At 73.7% G+C, this 25,067-nt stretch carries 21 protein-coding genes; 12 read left to right on the top strand and 9 right to left on the bottom strand.

The window, feature by feature from the left end; translation table 11 throughout:
- The first annotated feature begins 215 nt into the window (after nucleotides 1–215).
- The gene (gene cds1 / locus ACZ516_RS14035) at nucleotides 216–1,313 is read left to right on the top strand and encodes an L-cysteine desulfhydrase Cds1 (protein WP_358579379.1); all 1,098 of its coding nucleotides are present in this window, start codon (nucleotides 216–218) and stop codon (nucleotides 1,311–1,313) included.
- 12 nt (nucleotides 1,314–1,325) lie between these two features.
- On the opposite strand, the gene ACZ516_RS14030 is transcribed toward cds1, so the two are convergent.
- Nucleotides 1,326–2,222, bottom strand: coding sequence for a DeoR/GlpR family DNA-binding transcription regulator (locus tag ACZ516_RS14030; RefSeq protein WP_469010264.1), 897 nt, complete (start codon nucleotides 2,220–2,222; stop codon nucleotides 1,326–1,328).
- A gap of 284 nt (nucleotides 2,223–2,506) precedes the next feature.
- On the opposite strand from ACZ516_RS14030, the gene ACZ516_RS14025 reads away from it, so the two are divergent.
- Nucleotides 2,507–4,771 carry a hypothetical protein gene (locus ACZ516_RS14025; RefSeq protein ID WP_469010491.1) on the top strand — a complete coding sequence of 755 codons (2,265 nt, stop codon included), beginning with the start codon at nucleotides 2,507–2,509 and terminating at the stop codon, nucleotides 4,769–4,771.
- On the opposite strand, the gene ACZ516_RS14020 is transcribed toward ACZ516_RS14025, so the two are convergent.
- The 4 genes from ACZ516_RS14020 to ACZ516_RS14005 all read right to left on the bottom strand — a co-directional run bounded on the left by ACZ516_RS14020 (nucleotide 4,731) and on the right by ACZ516_RS14005 (nucleotide 9,411).
- Entirely contained in the window at nucleotides 4,731–7,130 is a 2,400-nt protein-coding gene (locus tag ACZ516_RS14020) for a right-handed parallel beta-helix repeat-containing protein (RefSeq protein ID WP_361084694.1), read from the bottom strand. The genes ACZ516_RS14025 and ACZ516_RS14020 overlap by 41 nt on opposite strands.
- Before the next feature lie 173 nt (nucleotides 7,131–7,303).
- Entirely contained in the window at nucleotides 7,304–7,909 is a 606-nt protein-coding gene (locus ACZ516_RS14015) for an Rv1733c family protein (protein WP_469010263.1), read from the bottom strand.
- A 197-nt stretch (nucleotides 7,910–8,106) separates the two neighbouring features.
- Nucleotides 8,107–8,931: an MOSC domain-containing protein gene (locus tag ACZ516_RS14010; RefSeq protein ID WP_358701489.1), complete on the bottom strand. Its 825-nt coding sequence runs from the start codon at nucleotides 8,929–8,931 to the stop codon at nucleotides 8,107–8,109.
- Between the two features lie 45 nt (nucleotides 8,932–8,976).
- Nucleotides 8,977–9,411 (bottom strand): DUF6643 family protein, encoded by a 435-nt coding sequence (locus tag ACZ516_RS14005; protein ID WP_358913455.1) that lies wholly within the window; start codon nucleotides 9,409–9,411, stop codon nucleotides 8,977–8,979.
- Nucleotides 9,412–9,706: 295 nt separating this feature from the next.
- Here ACZ516_RS14005 and ACZ516_RS14000 point away from each other — a divergent pair, with 295 nt between their 5' ends.
- A complete protein-coding gene (locus tag ACZ516_RS14000) occupies nucleotides 9,707–11,011 on the top strand; it encodes a TerD family protein (RefSeq protein ID WP_469010260.1) in 1,305 nt (434 codons plus the stop codon).
- 4 nt (nucleotides 11,012–11,015) lie between these two features.
- Here ACZ516_RS14000 and ACZ516_RS13995 read toward each other — a convergent pair whose 3' ends face one another.
- Nucleotides 11,016–12,203 carry a glycosyltransferase gene (locus tag ACZ516_RS13995; RefSeq protein ID WP_469010259.1) on the bottom strand — a complete coding sequence of 396 codons (1,188 nt, stop codon included), beginning with the start codon at nucleotides 12,201–12,203 and terminating at the stop codon, nucleotides 11,016–11,018.
- 58 nt (nucleotides 12,204–12,261) lie between these two features.
- Here ACZ516_RS13995 and ACZ516_RS13990 point away from each other — a divergent pair, with 58 nt between their 5' ends.
- From ACZ516_RS13990 to ACZ516_RS13960, 7 genes are all read left to right on the top strand, one after another.
- Nucleotides 12,262–13,050, top strand: coding sequence for a glutamate racemase (locus ACZ516_RS13990; protein WP_361084705.1), 789 nt, complete (start codon nucleotides 12,262–12,264; stop codon nucleotides 13,048–13,050).
- Between the two features lie 84 nt (nucleotides 13,051–13,134).
- Complete coding sequence (locus ACZ516_RS13985) at nucleotides 13,135–13,692, top strand: hypothetical protein (protein ID WP_358701881.1); 558 nt, start codon at nucleotides 13,135–13,137, stop codon at nucleotides 13,690–13,692.
- A 95-nt stretch (nucleotides 13,693–13,787) separates the two neighbouring features.
- Complete coding sequence (lnt, locus tag ACZ516_RS13980) at nucleotides 13,788–15,398, top strand: apolipoprotein N-acyltransferase (protein ID WP_469010258.1); 1,611 nt, start codon at nucleotides 13,788–13,790, stop codon at nucleotides 15,396–15,398.
- Nucleotides 15,399–15,449: 51 nt separating this feature from the next.
- Entirely contained in the window at nucleotides 15,450–15,929 is a 480-nt protein-coding gene (locus ACZ516_RS13975) for an NUDIX hydrolase (RefSeq protein ID WP_469010256.1), read from the top strand.
- A gap of 81 nt (nucleotides 15,930–16,010) precedes the next feature.
- A complete protein-coding gene (locus ACZ516_RS13970) occupies nucleotides 16,011–17,180 on the top strand; it encodes a methyltransferase (protein WP_469010255.1) in 1,170 nt (389 codons plus the stop codon).
- Between the two features lie 297 nt (nucleotides 17,181–17,477).
- Complete coding sequence (locus tag ACZ516_RS13965; protein ID WP_358578792.1) at nucleotides 17,478–19,841, top strand: phosphoketolase family protein; 2,364 nt, start codon at nucleotides 17,478–17,480, stop codon at nucleotides 19,839–19,841.
- Entirely contained in the window at nucleotides 19,831–20,514 is a 684-nt protein-coding gene (locus ACZ516_RS13960; protein ID WP_469010254.1) for an alpha-ketoglutarate-dependent dioxygenase AlkB family protein, read from the top strand. Before ACZ516_RS13965 ends, ACZ516_RS13960 begins: the two co-directional genes overlap by 11 nt.
- Nucleotides 20,515–20,526: 12 nt before the next feature.
- Here ACZ516_RS13960 and ACZ516_RS13955 read toward each other — a convergent pair whose 3' ends face one another.
- Nucleotides 20,527–21,021: a methylated-DNA--[protein]-cysteine S-methyltransferase gene (locus ACZ516_RS13955; protein ID WP_469010253.1), complete on the bottom strand. Its 495-nt coding sequence runs from the start codon at nucleotides 21,019–21,021 to the stop codon at nucleotides 20,527–20,529.
- 222 nt (nucleotides 21,022–21,243) lie between these two features.
- On the opposite strand from ACZ516_RS13955, the gene ACZ516_RS13950 reads away from it, so the two are divergent.
- Entirely contained in the window at nucleotides 21,244–23,265 is a 2,022-nt protein-coding gene (locus ACZ516_RS13950) for an oxidoreductase (RefSeq protein WP_469010251.1), read from the top strand.
- A gap of 21 nt (nucleotides 23,266–23,286) precedes the next feature.
- Complete coding sequence (locus ACZ516_RS13945; protein ID WP_361084722.1) at nucleotides 23,287–23,877, top strand: PadR family transcriptional regulator; 591 nt, start codon at nucleotides 23,287–23,289, stop codon at nucleotides 23,875–23,877.
- Nucleotides 23,878–23,920: 43 nt separating this feature from the next.
- On the opposite strand, the gene ACZ516_RS13940 is transcribed toward ACZ516_RS13945, so the two are convergent.
- Both ACZ516_RS13940 and ACZ516_RS13935 read right to left on the bottom strand, forming a co-directional pair.
- Nucleotides 23,921–24,427, bottom strand: a complete 507-nt coding sequence (locus ACZ516_RS13940) for a hypothetical protein (protein ID WP_358578675.1) — start codon at nucleotides 24,425–24,427, stop codon at nucleotides 23,921–23,923.
- A gap of 179 nt (nucleotides 24,428–24,606) precedes the next feature.
- Nucleotides 24,607–25,032: a nuclear transport factor 2 family protein gene (locus ACZ516_RS13935; RefSeq protein WP_469010250.1), complete on the bottom strand. Its 426-nt coding sequence runs from the start codon at nucleotides 25,030–25,032 to the stop codon at nucleotides 24,607–24,609.
- Between the last annotated feature and the right edge of the window lie 35 nt (nucleotides 25,033–25,067).

Raw genomic sequence — 25,067 nt, 5'->3', positions numbered from 1 at the left:
CACGCGGCACACGGCCCGGGCCGCCCCCGCGCCACCGGCCGCCCGACGGCGGGGGCCAGCGGTGGCTTTGGGCTGCCCAAAGGTGTGTTTATGCAGGTGAGAGGCGTGTGAGGGGTGTCTATGATCGGAGGGTACGGCCGCGTCGAATCGCGTCCGGCACGACGCGAAGGAGCCCCGCGGTGAGCACCCCACAGCCGGATCGAGCCGTCGGTCCGATGCCCACGCTCGACGTCGACCACAGTGACGAGGAGTACCGCGCCTGGCTCAAAGAAGCCGTCCGCAAGGTCCAGGCCGACGCCAACCGGTCGGCCGACACCCACTTGCTGCGCTTCCCGCTGCCCGAGCACTGGGGCATCGACCTGTACCTGAAGGACGAGTCGACGCACCCGACCGGCAGCCTCAAGCACCGCCTCGCCCGCTCGCTCTTCCTCTACGGCCTGTGCAACGGCTGGATCAGGCCGGGCCGCCCGGTCATCGAGGCCTCCAGCGGCTCCACGGCCGTCTCCGAGGCGTACTTCGCGAAACTGGTCGGCGTGCCCTTCGTCGCGGTGATGCCGCGCACGACCAGCGCCGAGAAGATCCGGCTGATCGAATTCCACGGCGGTCAGTGCCATTTCGTGGACGACCCGCGCACGATGTACGCCGAGTCGGCCGCCCTCGCCGTCGAGACCGGCGGCCACTACATGGACCAGTTCACGTACGCGGAACGCGCCACCGACTGGCGCGGCAACAACAACATCGCCGAGTCGATCTACCAGCAGCTCCGCCTGGAGCGCTACCCCGAGCCGGCGTGGATCGTCGCCACGGCCGGCACCGGCGGCACCTCGGCGACCATCGCCCGCTACGTGCACTACATGCAGCACGACACCCGCATCTGCGTGGCCGACCCGGAGAACTCCTGTTTCTTCGACGGCTGGACCAAGAGCGACCCCGACGCGAGCAGTGACTGCGGCTCCCGCATCGAGGGCATCGGCCGCCCCCGCATGGAACCGAGCTTCGTGCCCGGCGCGATCGACCGCATGATGAAGGTGCCCGACGCGGCGTCCGTCGCCGCCGTGCGCGCCCTGGAGCAGGCCATCGGCCGCAAGGCCGGCGGCTCCACCGGCACGGGCCTGTGGAGCGCCCTGAAGATCGTCGCCGAGATGGTGGCCGCGGGCCGCACGGGCAGCGTCGTCACCCTGATCTGCGACCCGGGCGACCGCTACCTGGACAAGTACTACTCCGACACCTGGCTCGCCGAACAGGGCCTGGACATCACGCCGTACGCCCGCGCGATCGACACGCTGCTCACGACGGGAGCGTGGCCCGAGTAGGCCGACGGCCCGTCAGGCGCCCGCCGCGTCCTCGGCGTCCGTGGGGGCCCCGGCGTCCGACGCCTCGCCGGCGCCGGCGGTCGGTGCCGTGCCCCCGCCGCCCTCGCCCGCCACCAGCAGCCGGTTCAGCCGCTCGGAGATCTCCGCGCGCGCCTGGGCCGGCAGCCCCGCGTCGGTCACCAGCGTGTCCACCTGCGAGAGCGTGGCGAACGAACTCAGCCCCACCGTGCCCCACTTGGTGTGATCCGCGACCACCACCACCCGCCGCGCCGACCCCACCAGCCGCCGGTTCGTCTCCGCCTCGGCCAGATTGGGCGTCGACAGGCCGGCCTGCGGCGATATGCCGTGCACCCCGAGGAAGAGCACGTCGAAGTGGAGCGAGGCGATCGCCTGGTCCGCGACCGGCCCGACCAGCGAGTCCGAGGGCGTGCGCACCCCGCCGGTCAGTACCACCGTGGCCCCGCCCTGCCGCTGCCCCGAGCCGCGCTGGGCGCTGTGGAACACCTCCGCGACCCGCACCGAATTGGTCACCACCGTCAGATCCGGCACGTCGAGGAGGTGGTGCGCCAGCGCGTACGTCGTCGTGCCGCCGGACAGCGCGATCGCCGAGCCCGGCGCCACCAGGGACGCGGCGGCGCGGGCGATGTCCTCCTTGGCGGTCGGCTCCAGGCCGGACTTCGCCTCGAACCCGGGCTCGTGCGTGCTCGCCTCGACCACCGGCACCGCGCCGCCGTGCACCTTCTCCAGGACCCCCTGGCGCGAGAGCGCGTCGAGATCACGGCGGACCGTCATGTCGGACACGCCCAGCTTCCGGGTCAGTTCGTTGACCCGGACCCCGCCCCGCCGGCGCACCTCGTCGAGGATCAGGGCACGGCGCTGCTCGGCGAGAAGGTTCTGGTTCTCACTCACACCCGGCCCGGCCCCTCTGCCTCGTCACACCCACCGCGCCCGACCGGCGCACGACCTCATCCTCGCATGTGCCACCGACAGCCGGACGATCACCCGCGCGCGGGTTCACGGCCACCCGGGACGGGGAGATTACGTGACGAGGGGTGCGCCGTCGGCAGTGAGCCGGGATCCTTGTTCCCCACCACGCACACCTCGGGGGAAGCGGAACAGTGGAGCGTGCGACACAGGACGAGACGGCCCTGGAACTCCTGGTCCATGGAGTCGGGGGCACCACACCGGACCAGATGCTGGGCGACCCGCGCACCGTGCGGATCGCCGGCGACGACACGGCGGCGCTCTTCCGCCGCGCCGAGGACGCCGACGCGGAAGCGCGCCCCGACGACTACCGCGGCAAACCGGTCCCCGAGGCCTACGTCTGGTGCAACCTCACCTCCGGCAACGGCTCCCGCGCCCTGTGGCTCCTGCTGCTGCCCTTCATGGTCGTCAACCTCGCCCACTGGATGCGCCCCACCTCCCGCCACCGCCGACGCCTCGCGCGCGCCTACGGCCTCCTGGTGCGGCTGACCGGGCTCACCCTCACCGTGCTGCTCGTCGCCGCCGCCTGCGAGGTCGCGCTCGACCTCACGGCCTGGCAGTGCGCGGGCACCCCCCGGTGCTCCGCCGACCGCGCCTGGCTCGGCTTCCTCGCCACCGACGGCGCGGGCCACGGCGGCTGGTGGGCACAGCCCGGCCGCCGCCTGGCCCTCGCCGCCCTGCTGCCCGCCGCCCTCACCGGCCTGCTCTGGTACCTCTCCCACCGCACCTGGAGCGCGTACGAATCCCAGCAGCCGCTGCCCCACCAGCCCGACCCGGAGGAGGAGACCAGCCGCACCGCGCTCGGCAGGCCCGGCTTCTGGTACGGCCGCAGGCTCGTCGCCCGGCTGCGCGCCGCCCACACCGCCGCGGGCCTGCTCACCGTCGCCGCTGCCGTCGGCGCCGCGGCCGCGCGCCACGACCGGCGCCCCGGCGGACCCGCCCTCCTCGACGTCCTCGGCTGGACCCTCGTCACGGCGTTCGTCCTCGGCATCGGAGTCGTCGTGTGGGTGGTGTGCCGCAGGGGGCGCACCGAGAACCGGCTCGACCGCGAACTGGACCGGGCCCTCGTGCGCGGGCTCCCCCTGGCCACGCTCGCCCTGCTCGCGCTGACCCTGCTGTACGCGGGCTGGTCGCGCCCCTCCTGGCAGTCCGCGGGCCGACTGCCCGGCGACGCCACGTTCGGCGGCATCGCCCTCGTCCAGGGCCTGTTGATCGTCGCCCTCGCCGGGTGCGCCCACTTCTTGTACCGCACCGCGCCCAACGCCCGTACCGCCATCCGCGGCCTCGGCGGCCCCGCCGTCGCGATGCTGGCCTGCTCCCTCGGCGGGGTGATGTCCGGCGGCGGCGCACAGCGGGTGGCCGACTGGCTGGACGGCGCACACGGCTCCATCGCCGGCCCGCCCGTGCTCCTGACCTGGCAGGCGTCCGTGATCCCGGCGCTCCTGGTCGTCGTCGCCCTGCTCTGCGCCTACTTCGGCGTGCGCACCCTCCAGCGCAAGCGCCGCGAGATGGCCGCGGTGGCGGCCGAGTACGCCGGCGAGCCCCAGGACACCACCCGCACCCGCCGCATCGCGGGCACCCGCGCACGGGCCGCCCTGACCGACCGCGCCCCGCTGCTCGTCGGCATCATCTCCGCCGTCACCCTGCTGCTCGGCGCGGGAGCCCTCGCCGGTGCCTGGCTGACGAAGCAGGTCCCCGCCAAGGCCGCGCAAGGCACCCCCGCCGTCGTGGAGGGCGTCGCCGAGACCTGCCAGGCGCTCGGCTCCTGGCTGATCGGCTTCGGCTTCATACTGTTCGTCACCTGGGGGCGCCGCGCCTACAAGGACGCCTCGGCCCGCCGCACCATCGGCATCCTGTGGGACGTCGGCACGTTCTGGCCGCGCGCCGCCCACCCCTTCGCCCCGCCCTGCTACGCCGAGCGGGCCGTGCCCGACCTGACCTGGCGCATGGCCGCCTGGACCCGGGCCACCAGCGCCACGGGCGGCCGCCTCGTCCTGTCCGGTCACTCCCAGGGCAGCGTCCTCGCCGCGGCGGCCGCCTGGCAGCTGCGCCCCTCGGTGCGCAGGCGCGTCGCCCTGCTCACCTACGGCTCACCCCTGGAGCGCCTCTACGGCCGCTGGTTCCCCGCCCACTTCGGCCCGGCGGCGCTCACCTCGCTGCACCGCGAGGTCGACTGCTGGCGCAACCTGCACCGCCCCACCGACCCCATCGGCGGCCCCATCGGCCTGCGCGGCGACTGCGGCCCACAGGTCGACCGCGCCCCCCTCAAGGACCCCCTCGCCTACGGCCGTACGGAGGAACACCCGCTCCCGGCACCGATCCGCGGCCACGGCGACTACCAGTCCGACCCCGCGTTCGCCGAGGAACGCGCGCGGCTCCTCGCCCGCCTCAAGGCGGTCGTGCCCGCCCCGAGGCCCGCGGCGACGCCACCGCTCACACCGGCTCCGGCAGATCCTCCGGATACAGCAGGGTGAGGTCGTCCTTGCTCGGCTCGGGCAGCTGGGCCACGCGGCCCGCGTGCCGCTCCACCATCGCCTCGAAGGTCTGGCGCGCGGTGCGGCCGTTGCCGAACGCCGGGCCCTTGGGGAGAGCCGTGAAGTACTTCAGGAGCGCCTCGCCCGCGCCCGCGCCGAGCCGGTACTCGTGCTCCTCGGCCTGCTGCTCCACGATCCGCAGCAACTCCTCGGGGGCGTAGTCGCTGAAGGTGATGGTCCGCGAGAACCGGGACGCGACGCCGGGGTTGACGGAGAGGAAGCGCCGCATCTCCGCCGTGTAGCCGGCGACGATCACCACGACGGCGTCGCGGTGGTCCTCCATCAGCTTCACGAGCGTGTCGATGGCCTCCCGGCCGAAGTCGCGCCCGGAGTCCTCGGGCGACAGGGCGTACGCCTCGTCGATGAACAGCACCCCGCCGCGCGCCCGGTCGAAGGCCTCCTGGGTGCGGATCGCCGTCGAACCGATGTGCTCGCCGACCAGGTCGACCCGCGAGACCTCGACGAGGTGGCCGCTCTCCAGGACGCCGAGCGAGGCGAGGATCTCGCCGTAGAGCCGGGCGACCGTCGTCTTGCCCGTGCCCGGCGAGCCGGTGAAGACCAGGTGGCGGCGGGCGGAGGCGGCCTTGAGCCCGGCCAGCTGCCTGCGGCGGCCCACCTCGATCATGTCGGTGAGGGCGCGCACCTCCCGCTTGACGCTGTCCAGGCCGACCAGCGCGTCGAGTTCGCCCAGCACCTCCCTGGAGGCGCGGACGGACGGCACGGGAACCGGCGCCGCCTGCTGGGCGGGGACCGGGGCGAGCAGCCCCACGGTCTGCGTGGCGGTCCGCACGGCCGGCGCCTCCTGCGGCGCCGCACCGGGAGCGCGCGGCCCGCCGCTCTCGTCGCTCGCGCAGTCCTCGACCAGCGGACCCTCCTCCGCGAACTCGAAGCCGCCGCGCGCACACCGCTCCGTGCGGCACTTCTTGAGCGTCGTACGGCAGCCGTCGATGACATGGAAGCCGTACCCGCCGCTGCCGCTGACCCGGCAGCCGTGGAAGCCGCCCCGGCCGCCCGCGGAGACGTAGAAACCCGCCTCGGCGGGCGAGGTGACCGTGCAGCGCTCGATGGTGGGGTCCGCGCCCTTGGTGACGATCACGCCGGTCTGCACGTCGTCGATCGTGCAGCCGGAGAGGGTGCCACCGCTGCCGTGGTCGCGGAACCACGCGCCCGTCGCCGCCTCCCGGATGCGGCAGTCGTCCAGCTGCGCCGTCGCGCCGTCGCTCACGGACACCGCCGTGTTGCGCACCTGGGTCAGATCGCTGTCCACGACGTCGGCGCGCGAGCCCCGGTCCAGGACGAACAGCGCGTCCGGCACGTCCCGCACCCGGCAGGACTCCAGGACGGCCGTCGCGCCGTCGCTGACCCAGACCGCCGGGTAGTCGCCCGTGCTGTCGTGGATCTCGCACTGGTTGGCGTCCACGCGCGTGCCCGGGTCCCACACCGACAGGCCGTTGCGGCCGAACCGGCAGACCGTGGAACGCGTCAGCGTGAGCACGGAGCGCGAACGCAGATCGATCGCGTTCTCCGGGATGTCGTGGATGCGGCAGTCCGCCAGCGTCAGCACGGCGTCCGTGTCGAGCGTGACGCCGTCCGAGGTGGTGCGGTGCACGTCGCAGTCGGTCAGCTGGGCCGACGCCCGCCCCGTGACGTGCACGCCCGAGCCCTTGACCTCGTACACCTCGCAGCCGATGGCCTCCAGGCCGGTGTGCTCGCCGGTCACCGAGAACCCGGCGCCCGACGCGTGGTGCACCCGGCAGCGTTCCAGGCGCGGGTGCGCGCCGCCACGTACCGCCACGCCGGACTGGCCCGCCGCGACCACCTCGCACTCCTCGAAGACTCCGCCGCCGCCGTCGAGCACCGCGATGCCGATGCCGCCGGGGTTGTCGACGGTGCAGCGGCGCACCGTGGGGCGGGCGCCGCCCCGCACCTCTATGCCGGCCGCCGAGCGGGTCACGACCCGGATGTCCGTCAGCTCGGGGGCGCCGTCCTCGATCAGCAGTGCGGGCGCGGCGGAGTCCTGGCCCTCGATGTGCAGGTCCCGCACGATCGCGGAGGCGCGCACCGTGAGCGGCACGCCATCGGACGGCGCGATGCGCACGGAGCCTCCGGGGCCGTCCGGGCCGCGCAGCGTCACCGCGCGCCGGACCACGAGGTTCTCGCGGTAGGTGCCCGGGGCGACGGTCAGTATGTCGCCGTCGGCCGCGGCCTCCAAGGCGGCGGCGAGGGATGCGTACTCGCCGGTGCGGCGCCGCCACCGCGACGTGCCGGTGTGCGTCACCTGGACCGTGCCCTGTGCCATGGAGTTGCTCTGCCCCCACCTCGTCGTACGCGGGATCCTGCGCCGGTGTGCGCGATGTGCCGCACCGCCGCGCGAGGAGCCGAAGACTTCGGCCGGTCCACCGTAGCGCGCGGGAGCAGGGCCAGTTGACCCGATCGCCGGGCTGCTGCCCGCGCGGTCGGGTCCGGGGCGGCTCAGGAACCGGTGCCGGTCCTGCCCCAGTCCGGGCCCGCCTCGGCCCAGGCCTGGTCCAGCCGGCGGTGGCGGCCCCGCACGATCCGCCACAGGACGAGCCTGCGGGTGCCCTCGATGACGGCGACGCCCGCCGTGGCCGCGCCGAGTCCGGCGAGGGCCGCGTGCGTGGTCGCCGTCGCGGTGTCCAGCGGCCGGCCGACGACCCGGCCGCGCTCATCGGTCCACAGCCGGAAGCGATCCCCCGCCTTCGGGGTGTCGAGCGCCGCCACGACGACCCCCGCGCGACGGGTGCCGTCCGGCGCCGTCCAGCGCGCGAGCACCCGGCTGTGGGCGTCGCGCGCCGACGAGGTCTCCGGGTCGGGGTCGAGCGGGGGAGCGGGGACCCGCCGCAGGACCGCGGCGACGACCGCGTGGCGGGTCTCGCGCTGCTCGCGCACCGAACCGAGCAGGGCGCCGCGCGAGACACCGGCGGCGAGCGTGCCGACGAGGGGGGCGGCGACCACGATCAGCACGAGCGCGGCGAGCGCCAGCCAGGCCTCGGCCAGGTCGGTCCGGCGGCGCAGCGGATTGTGCCGCCACCGCCAGAGTCCGGCGACCGCTCGCACAGCCCCGCCCCCCCTTCCGCGTCCGTCATGGCCGGGACTGGATGGGCACGGCCCGCGCGGGTGGCCGAGAAGGGGGAGCGGCATCGTCCCGCGAAGCCGCCCTCCCGCACGAGACCTTCACGGCCGCGCTCGTCCCTCTCGCGTCCACCACCCTCAACGTCCCTGTCCCGCCTTCGAGTTCCCCGCCGAGGCGCCGGTCATTCGAGGATCGTGACGGCGTCACCGACGCGGATCGTACCGGTGTGTTCGGGCACCAGATTCTGCCCGAAGGCGAGTTGGTCGCCGAAGCGGCGGTGGCGGGCCAGCGTGCGCAGCGGTTCCTTGCCGCGCTCCGCGGTGTTCTGGTCGGTGGTCGTCACGACGCAGCGCCCGCACTTCTTGACGACGCGGAACGTGACCTCGCCTATGGACAGGCGCTTCCAGTCGTCCTCGGCCCAGGGCGGGGTGCCGTCCACGACGACGTTGGGCCGGAAGCGGTTCATCGGAAGAGGGCCCTCGTCGGCGTGGTCCCCCTGGGCGATCAGGGAGTTCAGGGCGTCGAGCGAGGAGAGGGTGGTGAGCAGCAGCGGAAAGCCGTCCGCCAGGCTGACCGTCTCGCCCTCCTCGGCGTACCCGGGGTCGAGGGGGCGGCGCTTGGCGGGGTCGTCGAGGTGCACGAGCCGCACGCTCGCGTCGAGGTGGGCGCTGAACCAGGCGTGCGCCTCGGCGCTCGCCGGCACCGCCTCGATCCTGTCCCCCCAGATCTCCACCGGCACCGTCGCCACCGGCTCGGGCACGGCGATCGTGAGGGGCCTGCGGCCGGGAGCGGACACACGGATGCCGCCGCCGGGCAGAAGCCCGGCGGCGGCCAACGCCATGCGCGGATGCGGCCGTTGCGAGACGAACCGGCCCTCGTCGTCCACCAGCATCCACCGTCGGTCACCCGCGAGCCCCCAGGGCTCCACGACGGCCTCGCGCGGGGCATGTCCCTGGGCCGCCTTGAGCGGGTGGACGTGGATCGACCGAAGGGCTGATTTCGACATGGGGACATCCTGCCAGCAGTCACTGACAGCGACGCCCCAGGGCGATCAGTACCCGCGATAGGGGCGGTTGTACGGATCCTCGTACGGCGCGGGAGCGGGGCGGGGCGCCGCCGGGCGCATCGCCTCGTACCCCGTGCCGGCGGCCGGCCGCTGGGGCTGGGCGCCCGGATACCCGCGCGGAGCGGCGGCCTGCTGTGGGATGTAGGGCGCGGGAGCGGCCTGGTGCAGCGGGGCCGGCTGCTGGGCCTGCGGGTAGCCGTATCCCGGATTGTGCTGGGCGGGGGCGGCCGGCAGCGCGGGCAGCGCGGACTGGAGGGCGGGCAGGTGGCTGTGGCTACCCGTGTCGTACGCGGAGGGGACCCGAATCGGGGCGATCTGGGGAGTGCCCCGCTCTGCGACGAGGGAGTCGTAGATCGGAGTGTCCGTGAAGGACGGCGCGGAGTAGTAACCGCCGCCATAGGTGGAGCGGGGGGAGGTCATACCCCATAAGTTAAGCCCTTGATGTGCTGGTTGGGGAGACCGATAAGAGGGTTGTTTTACGTGTCGGCAGTGGCGATGGACCCCCAATGCGAGCGAACTTGGGAAAATCGGTCGCCGAACGGCGTACGAATCGTGTAAAGACCGTGATCCTGGCGGGTTACCCGCGGTCGGCCGCGGCGCGGCCGCGAGGCCCGCGGGACGCGGTCATGGGCCCGCCTGTGACGCGGGTAATAGGTTGGCGGCGAACGGAATCGGCGGCCCTGCCGGACGCGGTGACTCACGATTGGGTGCGGACATGACCATGTCTAAAGGATCGAACGTTCCCCTGCCGGCATCCGCCGTGCGGGTGGAGCTGGGGTGGGCCTCGGGCGCCGGAGTGCCCGACGCCGACGCGTCCGCCCTGCTGCTCACCGCTTCCGGGAAGGTGCGCTCGGACGCGGACTTCGTCTTCTACAACCAGCCCGCCCACTCCTCCGGGGCGGTGCGCCACGAGGGCAAGCGGCACGCCGAGGGCGGTGTCAGCGACGTGCTGACCGTCGACCTCGCGCGCGTGGAGCCCGCGATCGAGACCGTGGTGCTCGCGGCCTCGGCCGACAGCGGCACCTTCGGGCAGGTCCCCGGCCTCTACATCCGGGTGCTCGACGCGGCCGACGGCGCCGAACTCGCCCGCTACGACAGCGCGGACGCGACCGTGGAGCGGGCCTTCGTGCTCGGCGAGCTCTACCGGCGCCAGGGCGCGTGGAAGTTCCGCGCCGTGGGCCAGGGATACGGCAGCGGCCTGGAGGGGCTCGCGACGGACTACGGGATCACGGTGGACCAGCCGGCCAGGACACCGCCTCCCGCCGCCGCACCCGCGCCGGCACCCGAACCCGCACCGGCACCCACCGCCGCCCCCGCACCCGCGTCTCCCCCCGCACCCGAACCGGCCCCCACCCCCACCCCCACCCCCACCCCCGCGCCCGTGCGCCTGAGCAAGGTCACCTTGACGAAGGACGCCCCGTCCGTCTCGCTGACCAAGCAGGGCGGCACCTCGGGCGCCATGCGCGTGAACCTCAACTGGCAGACGCGCAAGCAGTTCAAGGGCTGGGGCGCCAAGCTCGGCAGGGCCGTCGCCCTGCACGCCGACCTCGATCTGGACCTCTGCGCGCTCTACGAACTCGCCGACGGCCGCAAGGGAGTCGTCCAGGCCCTCGGCAACGCCTTCGGGGCGCTGCACCAACCGCCATACATGCTGCTCGACGGCGACGACCGCACCGGCGCGGTCGCCAGTGGGGAGAACCTCACCATCAACCTCGACCACATCAAGGACTTCCGCCGGGTCGTCATCTTCGTGACCATCTACGAGGGCGCCCGCAGCTTCGCCGACCTCAACGCCACCGTCACCCTCCAGCCGCAGCACGGCGCCGCGGTCGACTTCTCGCTCGACGAGTGCACGGTCCCCTCGACGGTGTGCGCGCTGGCCCTGCTCACCAACACCGGCGGCGACCTCGTCGTCCAGCGCGAGGCCCGCTACCTCGTCCCCGAGCGCGGGGTGAGCCCGCAGCGCACCATCGACCAGGCCTACGGATGGGGCATGAACTGGACCCCGGGCAGGAAGTGACCGCTCAGCGCCGCTCGACGGCGGGCCCGGCCGCGGCGTCCGGACGCGCGTACGTACGCCCCTTCCAGGCCGCGCCCCGCCCCTTGTAGTGCCGCACCGCCGAGTCCACCGTCATCAGGAGGTACAGGAAGGCGGTGGCGGGCAGGAGGGGAGCGAGCCACCAGGGCTGCCCGTAGTACCGCAGCATCGGCAGATACGTGCCGGCCATCACCAGCCACGCCAGGCCCCCCAGCGCGGCGGCCGGCACCTCGCCCGTGGCCAGGCCCACGACCAGGGCGCACGGCGGGGCGAGGTAGACCACCCCGAGCCCGACGACCGTGCCGGCGAGCACGAGCGGGTTGTGCCTCAGTTGGGCGTACGCGCTGCGCGCCACCATCTGCCACAGATCCGCCAGGCGGGGATAGGGGCGCACGCTGTCGACGCCCTCGGCGAGCCCGAGCCAGAGGTGGCCGCCCGAGCGCCGCACCGCGCGCGCCAGCGCCACGTCGTCGATCACCGCGTGCCGGATGGAGTCGGGAACCCCCGCCCGCTCCGCGGTGTCGGCGCGCAGCAGGACGCAGCCGCCCGCCGCGGCCGTCGTGCGCGCCCCCTTCCGCCCGATCCGGCGGAAGGGATAGAGCTGGGCGAAGAAGTAGACGAAGGCCGGCACCACCAGGCGCTCCCACAGGCTCCGCACGCGCAGCCGGGCCATCTGCGACACCAGGTCGAAACCGCCCGCGTGGGCGGCGGCCACGAGCTGCCGCAGGCTGTCCGGCGCGTGAGCGATGTCCGCGTCGGTGAGCAGCAGGTACTCCGGGTCCCGGGCGCGGGCCAGAGCGATCCCGTGCCGCACCGCCCAGAGCTTGCCGGTCCACCCCGCGGGCGGCTCACCGGGCGAGCCGACGGTCAACGGCAGGCCCCCGTGCCGCTCGGCCAGCTCGCGCGCCAGCTCGCCCGTACCGTCCGAGCTGCCGTCGTCGACCAGGAAGACCTCGGCCCGGCCCGGATAGTCCTGCGCGAGCAGGGACGGCAGGCTCACGGGCAGCATGTCCGCCTCGTCCCTGGCGGGCACGACCACACCGACCGACGGCCAGCGCCCGGGGTCCTCCCGCGGCGGAAGGCGCACATCCGTACGCCAGAAGAAACCCTGCCCCCACAGCAGCCACAGCCACGCGGCAAGCGATCCGGCGGCGATCCACGCAACGGCGCTCATCCGTCGAAGTCTGCCCCACGGACCCGGGCCCGCGGGGGCCATCGACTATGGTGACCGGGTGAAGATCGCGCTCATGGACTCCGGTATCGGACTGCTCGCCGCGGCGGCCGCGGTGCGCCGCCTGCGGCCCGACGCCGATCTGGTGCTCGCCTCCGACCCCGACGGGATGCCGTGGGGGCCGCGCACCCCGCAGGACCTCACCAGGCGCGCCCTCGCGGTCGCCGAGGCCGCCGCAGCGCACCGGCCCGACGCCTTGATCGTGGCCTGCAACACCGCGTCCGTGCACACGCTGCCCGCCATGAGGGCCCGCCTGGAGCCCGGCATCCCGGTGATCGGGACCGTGCCGGCCATCAAGCCCGCCGCCTCCGGTGGCGGCCCCGTCGCCATCTGGGCCACGCCCGCCACCACCGGCAGCCCCTACCAGCGCGGCCTCATCGAGCAGTTCGCGAGCGGCGTCGCCGTCACCGAGGTGCCCTGCCCCGGCCTCGCCGACGCCGTGCAGTACGCGGACGAGCAGGCCATCGACGAGACGATCGCCGCCGCCGCTGCCCTGACCCCGCCCGATGTCAGGGCCGTCGTCCTGGGCTGCACCCATTACGAACTGGTCGCGGAGCGGATCCGCGCCGCCGTGCAGCAGCCCCAGCTGCCGCCGCTCGCGCTGTACGGCTCGGCCGGCGCCGTCGCCGCCCAGGCGCTGCGCCGGGTCGGCCGGTCCGCCGACGCCGGGTCCAGCCCCGCGACGCCCGGTCTCACGGTGCTGCTGAGCGGGCGCGAGGAGCGGCTGCCGGCGGCGGCACTCGCGTACGCCGAAGGGCGCGTGCTCGCGGCGGTCAGCCCCGCGCTCTGACTCACCCGGCGTGCCCCTGCTCCCGTGCTGGTCACTCTGAGCGACGGCATGCCTTCGCGGCGGAACCTGAGTAGTCTCGAAGCCATGAAGGACCGAGCCCATGAGGAGCACGGCGAGCGAGCCGTGACCGACGGCCAGCCCGAGGTCTGGACCGGCCGCGCGACCAACCGCGTGCAGTGGCTGCTGGCCTGCGCGGGCGCGGCCTGCCTGGCCCTCGGCATCGCGCTCGCGGTCGGCTCCGTGTGGACCTCGGGCATCGCGCCCCTGCTCATGTCCGTCGTGGGCTGCATCGCCGCCGGCCTGTTGATGCTCTTCGGGACGCTCGCCTTCGTCCATGTGGCCGTGAGGGTCGACAAGGACTCCCTGGAGGTGCGCTGCGGCCATCTGGGCCTGCCGCGCCGCCACATCCCGCTCTCCCACGTCGTCGGCGCGGACTTCGCCCCCACGGTCACCCCCCGGCACTGGGGCGGCTGGGGCTACCGGTGGCGGCCCGAGAAGGGCACGGCCGTCGTGGTCCGGCGCGGCGAGGGCATGGTGATCCGGCTGGGCGACGGCCACACGTTCACGGTGACCGTGGACGACGCCGAATCCGCCGTCCGCGCGATCCGGGCCCGGCTGAAGCTCCGGGGCACATCGCCCTGACCCCGGCCGACGGCGTCCTCCGCGCCGGAACGGAGTGCCGTCGGGCGCTCCGACCGCGCTGTCGGCGCTCAGCTCAGGCGCCGTACACTCCCCGGGTGACCGCCACCACCACTCCCGTGGACGAGCCGGACCAGCTCGATCCGCGGCCCGCGCCGGCCCCCCGCCCCACGCGCGCCCTGCGACGGCTCGTGCCCGCCACCGCGGCGGCCCTCTCCGGAGTGCTGCTCTACGTCAGCTTCCCGCCCCGCACGCTGTGGTGGCTCGCCCTGCCCGCCTTCGCCGTCCTCGCCGGGACCCTGCGCGGCCGCACCTGGAAGGCCGGTCTGGGCCTCGGCTACCTCTTCGGCCTCGGTTTCCTGCTGCCGCTCCTGGTGTGGACCGGCGTCGAGGTCGGCCCGGGCCCGTGGCTGGCGCTCGCCGCCGTCGAGGCCGTCCTTATCGCCCTGGTCGGCGCGGGCATCGCGGCGGTCTCCCGCCTGCCCGGGTTCCCGCTGTGGGCCGCCGCCCTGTGGACCGCGGGCGAGGCGGCACGCGCGCGTGCGCCCTTCGGCGGCTTCCCCTGGGGCAAGATCGCCTTCGGCCAGGCGGACGGCGTCTTCCTGCCGCTCGCCGCGCTCGGCGGCACCCCCGTGCTCGGCTTCGCGGTCGTCCTGTGCGGTTTCGGCCTGTACGAGGTCGCGCGCCGGGCCCGGGACGCGCGCGCCGAGGGCGGACTGCGGCGCGGGGCGGTGGCCGTCGCCGGGCTCAGTGTGCTCGTACCCCTCCTCGGCGCCTTCGCCGCGCGGCCGCTCGTCGGCGACGACGCGCAGGACGGCACCGCGACCGTCGCCGCGATCCAGGGCAACGTCCCGCGCGCGGGGCTCGGCTTCAACGCGCAGCGCCGCGCGGTCCTCGACCACCACGTGCGCGAGACCGAGCGCCTGGCCGCCGAGGTGAGGGCCGGCCGGATCAAGCGCCCCGACCTCGTGCTGTGGCCGGAGAACTCCTCCGACATCGACCCGTTCACCAACTCCGACGCGCGCCAGGAGATCGAGGACGCCGTCGCGGCGATCGGGGTCCCGCTGTCGGTGGGCGGCGTCGTCGAGAAGCCGGACGGCAGGCTCTACAACGAGCAGATCCTGTGGGACCCGGAGAAGGGCCCCACGAACACCTACGACAAGCGGCAGATCCAGCCCTTCGGCGAGTACATCCCGCTGCGCGGCCTCATCGGGGTCTTCAGCAGCGACGTCGACATGGTCCGCCAGGACTTCAGCCGGGGGTCAAAGCCCGGCGTCTTCACCATGGCCGGCACCAAGGTGGGCATCGCGACCTGCTACGAGGCCGCCTTCGACTGGGCCGTGCGGGACACCGTGACGGGCGGCGCCCAGATCATCTCCGTACCCAGCAACAACGCCACGTTCGACCGCAGCGAGATGACGTACCAGCAGCTCGCGATGTCCCGGGTGCGCGCGGTCGAGCACAGCCGCGCCGTCGTCGTCCCGGTGACCAGCGGCGTCAGCGCGGTCATCATGCCGGACGGCGCGGTACGGGCGAAGACGAAGTGGTTCACCGCCGACTCGCTCGTGGAGGAGGTCCCGCTGCGCTCGTCGCGGACCCCGGCCACCCGCCTCGGCGCGCTGCCCGAGGGCGTCCTGGTGCTGCTCGCCGCGGGCGGCCTCGGCTGGGCCGCGGCGTCGGCGCGGACCCGACGGACCACCGCCGGGTGACCCCGGCCGGTGTCGGCGGGAGCGGCCACGAGGCGCGGCTAGGGTCGGAGCATGGCAACTCCTGATTTCATCCGCACGATCCGCGCCGACGCGGGCCAGCAACTCCTGTGGCTCCCCGGGGTCACCGCCATCGTCTTCGACGACGCGGGCAGGGTCCTGCTCGGACGGCGCTCCGACAACGGCCGGTGGTCGGTGATCGGCGGGATCCCGGAACCGGGGGAGCAGCCCGCACAGTGCGCGGTGCGCGAGGTGTACGAGGAGACGGCGGTGCGCTGCGTGCCCGAACGCATCGTGCTGGTGCAGGCGCTCGAACCGGTCACCTACCCCAACGGCGACACCTGCCAGTACATGGACATCACGCTGCGCTGCCGTGCCGTCGGCGGCGAGGCGCGCGTCAACGACGACGAGTCGCTGGAGGTGGCGTGGTTCGACGTGGACGCGCTGCCGGACCTGCACGAGTTCTCGCTCTTCCGCGTCAAGCAGGCGCTGGCGGAGGGCCCCACGTGGTTCGAGCCGTCCGCGGAGCGCTGAGCGCCGGCCGTTCCCTGCCGCCCGCCGTGTCTCACCGGGCCCCGCCGTGGCCGGTGGGACCTCCGTTAGCCTGAGGGCACGATGAACCGTTTGAGCACGTCATGGGGCGCGTACGACCTCACCCGCTTTCCGCAGGACCCCCGCGATCAGCTGCGCGCCTGGTCGGCGGCCGACGCCTATCTGCTGCGGCACCTCGCCGGCGAGGAAGGGGCGCCGGCCCCCGACCTGAGCGGCACCGTGGCCGTCGTGGGCGACCGGTGGGGGGCGCTGACGACCGTACTCGCCGGGCACGCGCGCGTGACGGTGCAGATCACCGACTCCTTCCTCGCCCAGCAGGCCACCCGGGCCAATCTGGCGCGGGCGGGCCTGGCGCCGGACGCGGCACGGCTCCTGACGACCGGGGACACGCCGCCCGCGCGGATCGACGTCCTTCTGGTCCGCGTACCGAAGAGCCTCGCGCTCCTGGAGGACCAGCTCCACCGGCTTGCCCCCGCACTGCACGAGGGCACCGTCGTCGTCGGCACCGGCATGGTCACCGAGATCCACACGTCGACGCTGGAGCTGTTCGAGCGGCTCGTCGGGCCGACCAAGACGTCCCTGGCCCGGCAGAAGGCTCGGCTCGTCTTCAGCACCCCGGACCCCGCGCGCACCCCCGGACCGAGCCCCTGGCCGACCACGTACACGCTGGCCGACGACGCCGGGGCCGGCGCCGGCCTGACGGTCGTCAACCACGCCGGCATCTTCTGCGCCGACCGGCTCGACATCGGCACCCGCTTCTTCCTGAAGCACCTGCCGCGCGCCCGCGCCGGCGCGCACGTCGTGGACCTGGGCTGCGGCAACGGCGTGCTCGGCACCGCCGTGTCCGTCGCCGAGCCCGACGCCGCCGTCACCTTCATCGACGAGTCGTTCCCGGCCGTCGCCTCCGCCGAGGCCACCTTCCGGGCCAATGCCGCCGAGGGCGCGAAGGCGCACTTCGTGGCCGGTGACGCGCTGGCCGCCGTGCCGCCCGGTTCGGTGGACCTCGTCCTGAACAATCCGCCGTTCCACAGCCACCAGGCCACGACCGGCGCGACCGCCCGGCGCATGTTCGGCGGCGCGCCGGCCGCGCTGCGCCCCGGCGGGGAGCTGTGGGTCATCGGCAACCGCCACCTCGGCTACCACGTGAAGCTCCGCAAGCTCTTCGGCAACGCGGAAGTCGTGGCGAGCGACCCGAAGTTCGTCGTGCTGCGGGCGGTCAAGGGCGGCCACTGAGCCACGGCCGCCCGGCGCCGCGCCCAGGTGTGCCGGCCGCCGCCGCGGGGCGCCCGTGCACCTCGGCGGGGCCGAACGGCCCTGGCCGGGTTCGCGGCGGCGCCCGGGCAGTGGCAGCGTCGGAGGGAGGAATGCCGGGGCCGGTCCCCTCCGGTTCCGGCGGTCCGTTCCGGATCGGCCCGGACCGAACCGGCGTCGCGACGAGTGACCCGGCGTTCTCGTGGAACCCGCGCCCCGACCACGTATCCCCGTATCCGCCGCACACCCCGACCCTCGCGAGGAGACCTCATGGCGCCCATGGCGAAGGAGGACCTGGCGGCACTCGACGCACACTGGCGTGCCGCCAATTACCTGGCCGTCGGCCAGATCTACCTGATGAGCAACCCGCTCCTGACCGAGCCGCTGCGCCCCGAACACATCAAGCCGCGCCTGCTGGGCCACTGGGGCACCTCACCGGGACTCAACCTCGTCCACACCCACCTCAACCGCGTCATCAAGGAACGCGACCTGGAGGCGCTGTGCGTGTGGGGGCCCGGCCACGGCGGCCCGGCCGTGCTCGCCAACTCCTGGCTGGAGGGCAGCTACACCCAGACGTACCCGGCGGTGACGCGGGACGAGGAGGGCATGGCGCGGTTGTTCCGCCAGTTCTCCTTCCCCGGCGGGGTGCCGAGCCACGTCGCGCCCGAGACGCCCGGCTCGATCCACGAGGGCGGTGAGCTCGGCTACTCCCTCGCGCACGCCTACGGCGCGGCCTTCGACAACCCCGACCTGGTCGTGGCCTGCGTCATCGGCGACGGCGAGGCCGAGACCGGGCCGCTGGCCGGATCCTGGCACTCGAACAAGTTCCTCGACCCCGTGCACGACGGCGCCGTCCTGCCGATCCTCCACCTCAACGGCTACAAGATCGCCAACCCGACGCTGCTCGCCCGCCTGCCCGACGCGGAGCTGGACGCGTTGCTCAAGGGCTACGGCCACGAGCCGCTGTACGTGGCGGGTGACGACCCGCTCACCGTCCACCAGACGATGGCCGACGCCATGGACGAGGCGCTGGACCGCATCGCCGCCCTCCAGCGCGCCGCCCGCGGCGGCGGCGCGCACAGCCGCCACCGCTGGCCCGTGATCGTGCTGCGCACCCCCAAGGGCTGGACCGGCCCGGCGACCGTGGACGGCGAGCCGGTCGAGAACACCTGGCGCGCCCACCAGGTGCCGCTCTCCGAGGTCCGGGAGAACCCGGCCCATCTGCGCCAGTTGGAGCAGTGGCTGCGCTCCTACCGCCCCGAGGACCTCTTCGACGCGCACGGCACGCCCGTCCCCGAGGTCCTGGCGTGGGTGCCGGAGGGCGAGCGCCGGCTGGGCGCGACGCCGCACGCCAACGGCGGCCTGCTCAGCAGTCCGCTGCCGCTGCCGCCGCTGGAGGACTTCGCCGTCCCCGTCGAGCGCCCCGGCGCCACCCTGCACGAACCGACCCGGGTGACGGGCGACCTGCTCGCCCGCGTCATGGCCGACACCGCGCGGCGCCGGGACTTCCGCGTCGTGGGGCCGGACGAGACCGAGTCCAACCGCCTGGGGGCGCTCTACGGGGTCACCGGCAAGGCCTGGCAGGAGCGCGTCCTCGACACCGACGAGCACCTCGCCCAGGACGGCCGCGTCATGGAGGTCCTGTCCGAGCACCTGTGCCAGGGGTGGCTGGAGGGCTACACCCTCACCGGCCGGCACGGCCTGTTCTCCTGTTACGAGGCGTTCGTCCACATCGTCGACTCGATGGTCAACCAGCACATCAAGTGGCTGAAGACCTCGCGTTCCCTGCCCTGGCGCGCGCCCGTCCCCTCGCTCAACTACCTGCTCACCTCGCACGTGTGGCGCCAGGACCACAACGGCTTCTCGCACCAGGACCCGGGGTTCGTGGACCACGTCCTCAACAAGAGCCCCGACGTCGTACGCGTCTACCTGCCGCCGGACGCCAACACCCTGCTGTCGGTGACCGAGCACGTCCTGGCCAGCCGCGACTACGTCAACGTGGTGGTCGCGGGCAAGCAGCCCTGCTTCGACTGGCTCTCCCTCGACGCGGCCAGGGCGCACTGCGCGCGCGGCGCCGGCGTGTGGGAGTGGGCGGGCACGGACGACGGCTCGCGCGAACCCGACGTGGTCCTGGCCTGCGCGGGCGACGTGCCGACGCAGGAGGTCCTCGCTGCGGCGAGCCTGCTGCGGGAGCTGCTGCCCGAGCTGGCCGTCCGGGTGGTCAACGTCGTGGACATCGCCCGCCTCATGCCCCGCGAGGAGCACCCGCACGGCATGCCGGACGACGAGTACGACGCCCTCTTCACCGCCGACCGGCCGGTGATCTTCGCCTACCACGGCTACCCCTGGCTGATCCACCGCCTGGCCTACCGCCGCACCGGGCACGCCCACCTCCACGTGCGCGGATACAAGGAGGCGGGCACGACCACCACCCCCTTCGACATGGTCGTCCGCAACGACCTCGACCGGTACCGGCTGGTCATGGACGTCATCGACCGCGTCCCCGGCCTCGCCGCGCGGGCCACGCAGGCGCGCCGGGCGATGGCCGACGCCCGTACCCGCCACCACGCGTGGATCCGCGAGCACGGCACCGACCTGCCGGAGGTCGCCGACTGGAAGTGGCCGGGCGCCAGTGCCGGATGAGCTGTTCGGTCCCGGACTGTTCCCCCGGGACCGCGCCGAGATCGGCCCGGGGGCCGTGCACCTGCCCGACTGGCTGCCGGCGGCGGCGCAGCTTCGCCTGGTGGAGGCGTGCCGGCGGTGGGCGAAGCCGCCGGCCGGGCTGCGGCTGGTCAGCACGCCCGGCGGCGGGACCATGACGGCCCGGCAGTTCGGCCTGGGGTGGCACTGGTATCCGTACGGGTACGCGCGCACCGCCGTCGACGGGGACGGCGCGCCGGTGAAGCCGATGCCGCCGTGGCTCGCCGAACTGGGCCGCGCGGCGGCCGAGGCGGCCGGGTACGGGAGCGAGGAGCAGGGCGGGGAGGCGTACGACATCGCGCTGGTCAACTTCTACGAGGCCGACGCCCGCATGGGCATGCACCGCGACAGCGACGAGAAGTCCCCGGCCCCGGTGGTGTCGCTGAGCCTCGGCGACACCTGCGTCTTCCGCTTCGGCAACACCCGCACGCGCACGAAGCCCTATACCGACATCGAGCTGCGCAGCGGTCACCTCGTGGTCTTCGGGGGGCCGTCCCGTCTCGCGTACCACGGGGTGCCCCGGGTGCTGCCCGGCACGGCGCCGCCGGCGCTCGGGCTGGCCGGGCGGCTGAACATCACGCTGCGGGTGAGCGGACTGCGGGACGAGGGGCCGTGACCCCCGGGGCGCTCAGGCCTCCAGGTCCAGCAGCTGCCGCTTGCGTTCGAGGCCGCCCGCGTACCCGGTGAGGGAGCCGTCGGCGCCGATCACCCGGTGGCAGGGGCGCACGACGAGCACGGGGTTGCGGCCGATGGCCGTGCCGAGGGCGCGGACCGCCGCCCGGGACAGGCCCAGCTGCTCGGCGAGCCGCCCGTAGGTGGTCGTGGTGCCGTAGGGGACCGTGTCCAGGGCCTGCCAGACCTTGCGCTGGAACGCCGTGCCCGTTCCCTCGGCGTACTCGACGTCGAAGTGGGTCAGGCTTCCGGCGAAGTAGGAGCGAAGCTGCGCGGCGATCGCCTCGAACGCCGCGTCGTCACGGACCCAGCCCTCGCGCACGACCGCCGCGCCCTTCTGGCCCGGCACGGAGAGCGAGGCCAGCGCCGTGCCGCCCTTGGCGGTGGCCGACGGTTCGCCCACCAGCAGCAGCTCGCCGAGCGGGCTGTCGATCGTGGTGTGGACGGTCATCGCAAACTCTCCTCGCGTTCTGTGACTGGCCTCCAGTCTGCGCCCCGCACGCGGCTGCGGCTGGCGGGATTCGGACAGGACGTTCAGGTGGGGGCGCCGGTGGCCCCGGTGTGCCGGGAGGCGTGCGCCGTGAGATGCCGCTCACGCTTTATGCAACTAGTTGCACAAGCTTCCCGGGGTCGTCTACAACTGTCGGGTAGACACCGCGTACGGAGGCGCCGCATGAGCCGTTACCCGAACCTGCTGAACCCGCTCGACCTGGGCTTCACCACCCTGCCCAACCGGGTCCTGATGGGCTCCATGCACGTCGGCCTGGAAGAGGCGCCGAACGGGTTCGAGCGCATGGCGGAGTTCTACGCGACCCGCGCGCGCGGCGGCGTCGGCCTCATCGTCACCGGCGGCATCGCCCCCAACGACGAGGGACGCCCCTACGAGGGCGGCGCCAAGATGACCACCGAGGCCGAGGCCGAGGAGCACGCCCGCGTCACCGCCGCCGTGCACGCCGAGGGCGGCCGCATCGCGATGCAGATCCTGCACTTCGGGCGGTACGCCTACCACGACAAGCTGGTGGCCCCGAGCGCGCTCCAGGCCCCCATCAGCCCCTTCGTGCCCCGCGAACTCACCGACGAGGACGTCGAGCGGACCATCGAGGACTTCGTCCGCGCCGCCGAACTGGCCAAGCTCGCCGGCTACGACGGCGTCGAGATCATGGGCTCCGAGGGCTACCTGATCAACGAGTTCATCGCGGCCCCCACCAACCGGCGCACCGACCGCTGGGGCGGCGCCTACGAGAACCGCGTGCGCTTCCCCGTGGAGATCGTCCGCCGCACCCGCGAGCGCGTCGGCACCGACTTCATCCTCATCTACCGGCTGTCCATGCTGGACCTGGTCCCCGGCGGCTCCACCCTGGAGGAGGTCGTCCACCTCGCCAAGGCGATCGAGGCCGCCGGCGCGACGATCATCAACACCGGCATCGGCTGGCACGAGGCGCGCATCCCCACCATCGCCACCTCGGTGCCGCGCGGCGCCTACACCTTCGTGACCAAGAAGGTGATGGGCGAGGTCTCCGTCCCGCTCGTCACCACCAACCGCATCAACACCCCCGAGATCGCCGAGCGACTGCTCGCCGACGGCGCCGCCGACATGGTCTCCCTGGCCCGCCCGCTCCTCGCCGACCCCGACTTCGTCGCCAAGGCCGCGGCCGAGCGGTCCGAGGCGATCAACACCTGCATCGGCTGCAACCAGGCGTGCCTGGACCACACGTTCAACCTCCAGATCACCTCCTGCCTGGTCAACCCGCGCGCCTGCCACGAGACCGAGCTGGTGCTCTCGCCGACCCGCACCAGGAAGAGGATCGCCGTCGTCGGCGCCGGGCCCGCCGGACTCGCCTTCGCCGTCTCGGCGGCCGAGCGCGGCCACGACGTGACGCTCTTCGACGCCGCCCCCGAGATCGGCGGGCAGCTCAACGTCGCCCGCAAGGTCCCCGGCAAGGAGGAGTTCGACGAGACCCTGCGCTACTTCCGCACCCAGCTCGCCCTGCGCGGCGTGCATGTCCGGCTGAACACCGTCGTCACCGCCGACGAACTGGCCGGGGCGGCTTACGACGAAGTGGTCGTCGCCACTGGCGTGACCCCCCGCACCCCCGAGATCCCCGGCATCGACCACCCCAGCGTCGTCGGCTACCTCGACGTGCTCCGCGACGGCGCGCCCGTGGGGGAGCGGGTCGCGATCATCGGCGCGGGCGGCATCGGCTTCGACGTGGCGGAGTACCTCACCGACGGCGGCGAGAAGGCGAGCCTGGACCCGGTGACGTACTTCCGCCAGTGGGGCGTCGACATGGACTACCGCGAGCGCGGCGGCCTGACGAAACCCGAGCGGCCCACCCCGCCGCGCACCGTCCACCTGCTCCAGCGCAAGGCGACCAAGGTCGGCCAGGGCCTCGGCAAGACGACGGGCTGGATCCACCGCACCGAACTGCGCCACCGCGGCGTCACGATGGTGGCGGGCGTCAGCTATGACCTGATCGACGACGCGGGGCTGCACATCACCGTCGACGGCGTCTCCTCCGTCCTGCCCGTCGACACCGTCGTCCTGTGCGCGGGCCAGGAACCGCGCCGCGGCCTCTACGACGAGCTGCGCGCCGCCGGGCGCAGCGTGCACCTCATCGGGGGCGCCGACGTCGCCGCCGAGCTGGACGCCAAGCGCGCCATCAAGCAGGGCACGGAGCTGGCCGCGGCCCTGTGAGCCCCTCCCTAGGATGACCCCATGTCACTCCCGCACGCGATCCTCACCGCCCTCATGGAGAAGCCGTCGTCGGGGCTCGAACTGACCCGCAGGTTCGACAAGTCGATCGGCTACTTCTGGTCGGCCACGCACCAGCAGATCTACCGCGAGCTGGGCAGGCTGGAGCGCGAGGGGGCGATCCGCGCGCTGCCGCGGGAAGGGGCGACGCGCGGGCAGAAGAAGGAGTACGAGGTCCTGCCCGCGGGCCGCGCCGAACTGGCCCGCTGGACCGCGGCGAGCCAGGACCCGAAGCCGATGCGGGACACCCTGCTGCTGCGGCTGCGCGCCGCCGCGGTCGTCGGCACCGAGGGAATCCAGGCGGATCTGCACCGCCATCTGGATCTGCACCGGCGGCAGTTGGCCCAGTACGAGGAGATCGAGCGCCGGGACTTCCCGCCGGAGAAGGACGCCATGGAGGACCGGCTGCGGCATGTGGTGCTGCGCGCGGGCATCGACCTGGAGACGTTCTGGACGCAGTGGCTCACCCGGACGATCGAGGAACTCCAGGCGCCGCAGCCCGGCGGGCACCCGCCGGACGGACACGCGGCGGCTGCCGCCCGCCCGACGTGCTGACGGGAGGGCGGCAGCCGATGATGCCGCTGTGTCGCGTGTCCGGTCACATCCGGTGACCCGCGCCGCGTCGGCGCAGGTACCAGACGCCGCCGCTCGCGGCCACGAGGGACACCAGCGCCCCGCCGGTGACGAGCGTGAGCGTGCCCCGGTCCTTCGAACCGCCCCCGAGTCCACCGCGTACGCCGCGCGAGGGCGCGGTCGTCGAGGAGGCCGTCGGCGCCGCGCCGACGGTGACGGTCTGAGGCCCGGCCTGCGAGCCGTCCTGACACGTGACCAGGACCGTGTAGGAGCCGGCACTGACATTCCGCCAGATGGCGCTGCCGTTCGACAGCGGCATCTGTTGGCCTCCCGCGAAGCTCGCGTTGCGGTTGCCCATCAGTGAGGCCGTTCCGCCGGTGGGACACGCGGCGGTGGTGACCTGCACGGTGGAGCCGGTGGCGGTGACAGTGATGCCACCGCCCGCGAAGGCGGACGGGGTGGCCAGCGCCAGCGGCAGCGCGGCGGAGGCTACGGTCAGGCCGGCACGGACACATATCTGAGTAGTACGCATGAGTCTGCCCTCCGGTGGCACGGGAGGCGGTACAACCCATGCGCCGCCGCGAATCGGGGAACGCCCGTGCTACCTGACGACGAGCCAACTCGCCCCTGGCCGAAACCGCATGCGGGCCGCCTCCGGGCAGGTGACGGAATCCATCGTCCGGCCCAGAGCCGACCGGCTCAGAGCCGACCCTAGCCGGGAGGGATCAGACCGTCCGCGACGAGGCCCTCGTGCACGGCCTGCCCGAGCGCCCGCACCGCGGACTGCGGGCGCACCATCACGGTGAACTCCTTGATCCTGCCGTCCGCGTCGAAGTGCAGCAGGTCGATGCCGTGGATCTCCTTGCCGTTCACCACCGTGCGGAACAGCAGGACCGCCGACTCGGCCTCGCTCCCGTCGGCGCTCGTGTCCGCCTGCCCGGCGTACGACCCCACATACCGGAAGACCTCGAACGTGCGCAGCAGCACACCGAAGAGTCCGAGCAGCATCGGCCTGCCCTCGAAGGGGGCGAACTTGACCGGGCTGTAGAAGCGGACGTCCGGCGTGAGCAGATCCTCCAGGGCGTCGAGATCGCGCTTCTCGACCACGGCGCGGAAACGTTCGGCGGTGGGGTGCACGGCGGTCCTCCAAAGGGTGGGAGCCAGAGCCGGAG

It is taken from the genome of Streptomyces sp. NPDC034037 (genome assembly GCF_055575715.1).
Note: the sequence above shows the minus strand (reverse complement) of the source record. Positions and strands in the feature narration are given on the sequence as shown.

Coding starts and splice junctions, on each gene's coding strand:
- cds1 (WP_358579379.1), top strand. CDS start 216: ATGCCCACGCTCGACGTCGACCACAGTGACGAGGAGTACCGCGCCTGG.
- ACZ516_RS14025 (WP_469010491.1), top strand. CDS start 2,507: ATGCTGGGCGACCCGCGCACCGTGCGGATCGCCGGCGACGACACGGCG.
- ACZ516_RS14020 (WP_361084694.1), bottom strand. CDS start 7,130: ATGGCACAGGGCACGGTCCAGGTGACGCACACCGGCACGTCGCGGTGG.
- ACZ516_RS14010 (WP_358701489.1), bottom strand. CDS start 8,931: ATGTCGAAATCAGCCCTTCGGTCGATCCACGTCCACCCGCTCAAGGCG.
- ACZ516_RS14005 (WP_358913455.1), bottom strand. CDS start 9,411: ATGACCTCCCCCCGCTCCACCTATGGCGGCGGTTACTACTCCGCGCCG.
- ACZ516_RS14000 (WP_469010260.1), top strand. CDS start 9,707: ATGACCATGTCTAAAGGATCGAACGTTCCCCTGCCGGCATCCGCCGTG.
- ACZ516_RS13995 (WP_469010259.1), bottom strand. CDS start 12,203: ATGAGCGCCGTTGCGTGGATCGCCGCCGGATCGCTTGCCGCGTGGCTG.
- ACZ516_RS13985 (WP_358701881.1), top strand. CDS start 13,135: ATGAAGGACCGAGCCCATGAGGAGCACGGCGAGCGAGCCGTGACCGAC.
- ACZ516_RS13975 (WP_469010256.1), top strand. CDS start 15,450: ATGGCAACTCCTGATTTCATCCGCACGATCCGCGCCGACGCGGGCCAG.
- ACZ516_RS13970 (WP_469010255.1), top strand. CDS start 16,011: ATGAACCGTTTGAGCACGTCATGGGGCGCGTACGACCTCACCCGCTTT.
- ACZ516_RS13965 (WP_358578792.1), top strand. CDS start 17,478: ATGGCGAAGGAGGACCTGGCGGCACTCGACGCACACTGGCGTGCCGCC.
- ACZ516_RS13955 (WP_469010253.1), bottom strand. CDS start 21,021: ATGACCGTCCACACCACGATCGACAGCCCGCTCGGCGAGCTGCTGCTG.
- ACZ516_RS13950 (WP_469010251.1), top strand. CDS start 21,244: ATGAGCCGTTACCCGAACCTGCTGAACCCGCTCGACCTGGGCTTCACC.
- ACZ516_RS13945 (WP_361084722.1), top strand. CDS start 23,287: ATGTCACTCCCGCACGCGATCCTCACCGCCCTCATGGAGAAGCCGTCG.
- ACZ516_RS13940 (WP_358578675.1), bottom strand. CDS start 24,427: ATGCGTACTACTCAGATATGTGTCCGTGCCGGCCTGACCGTAGCCTCC.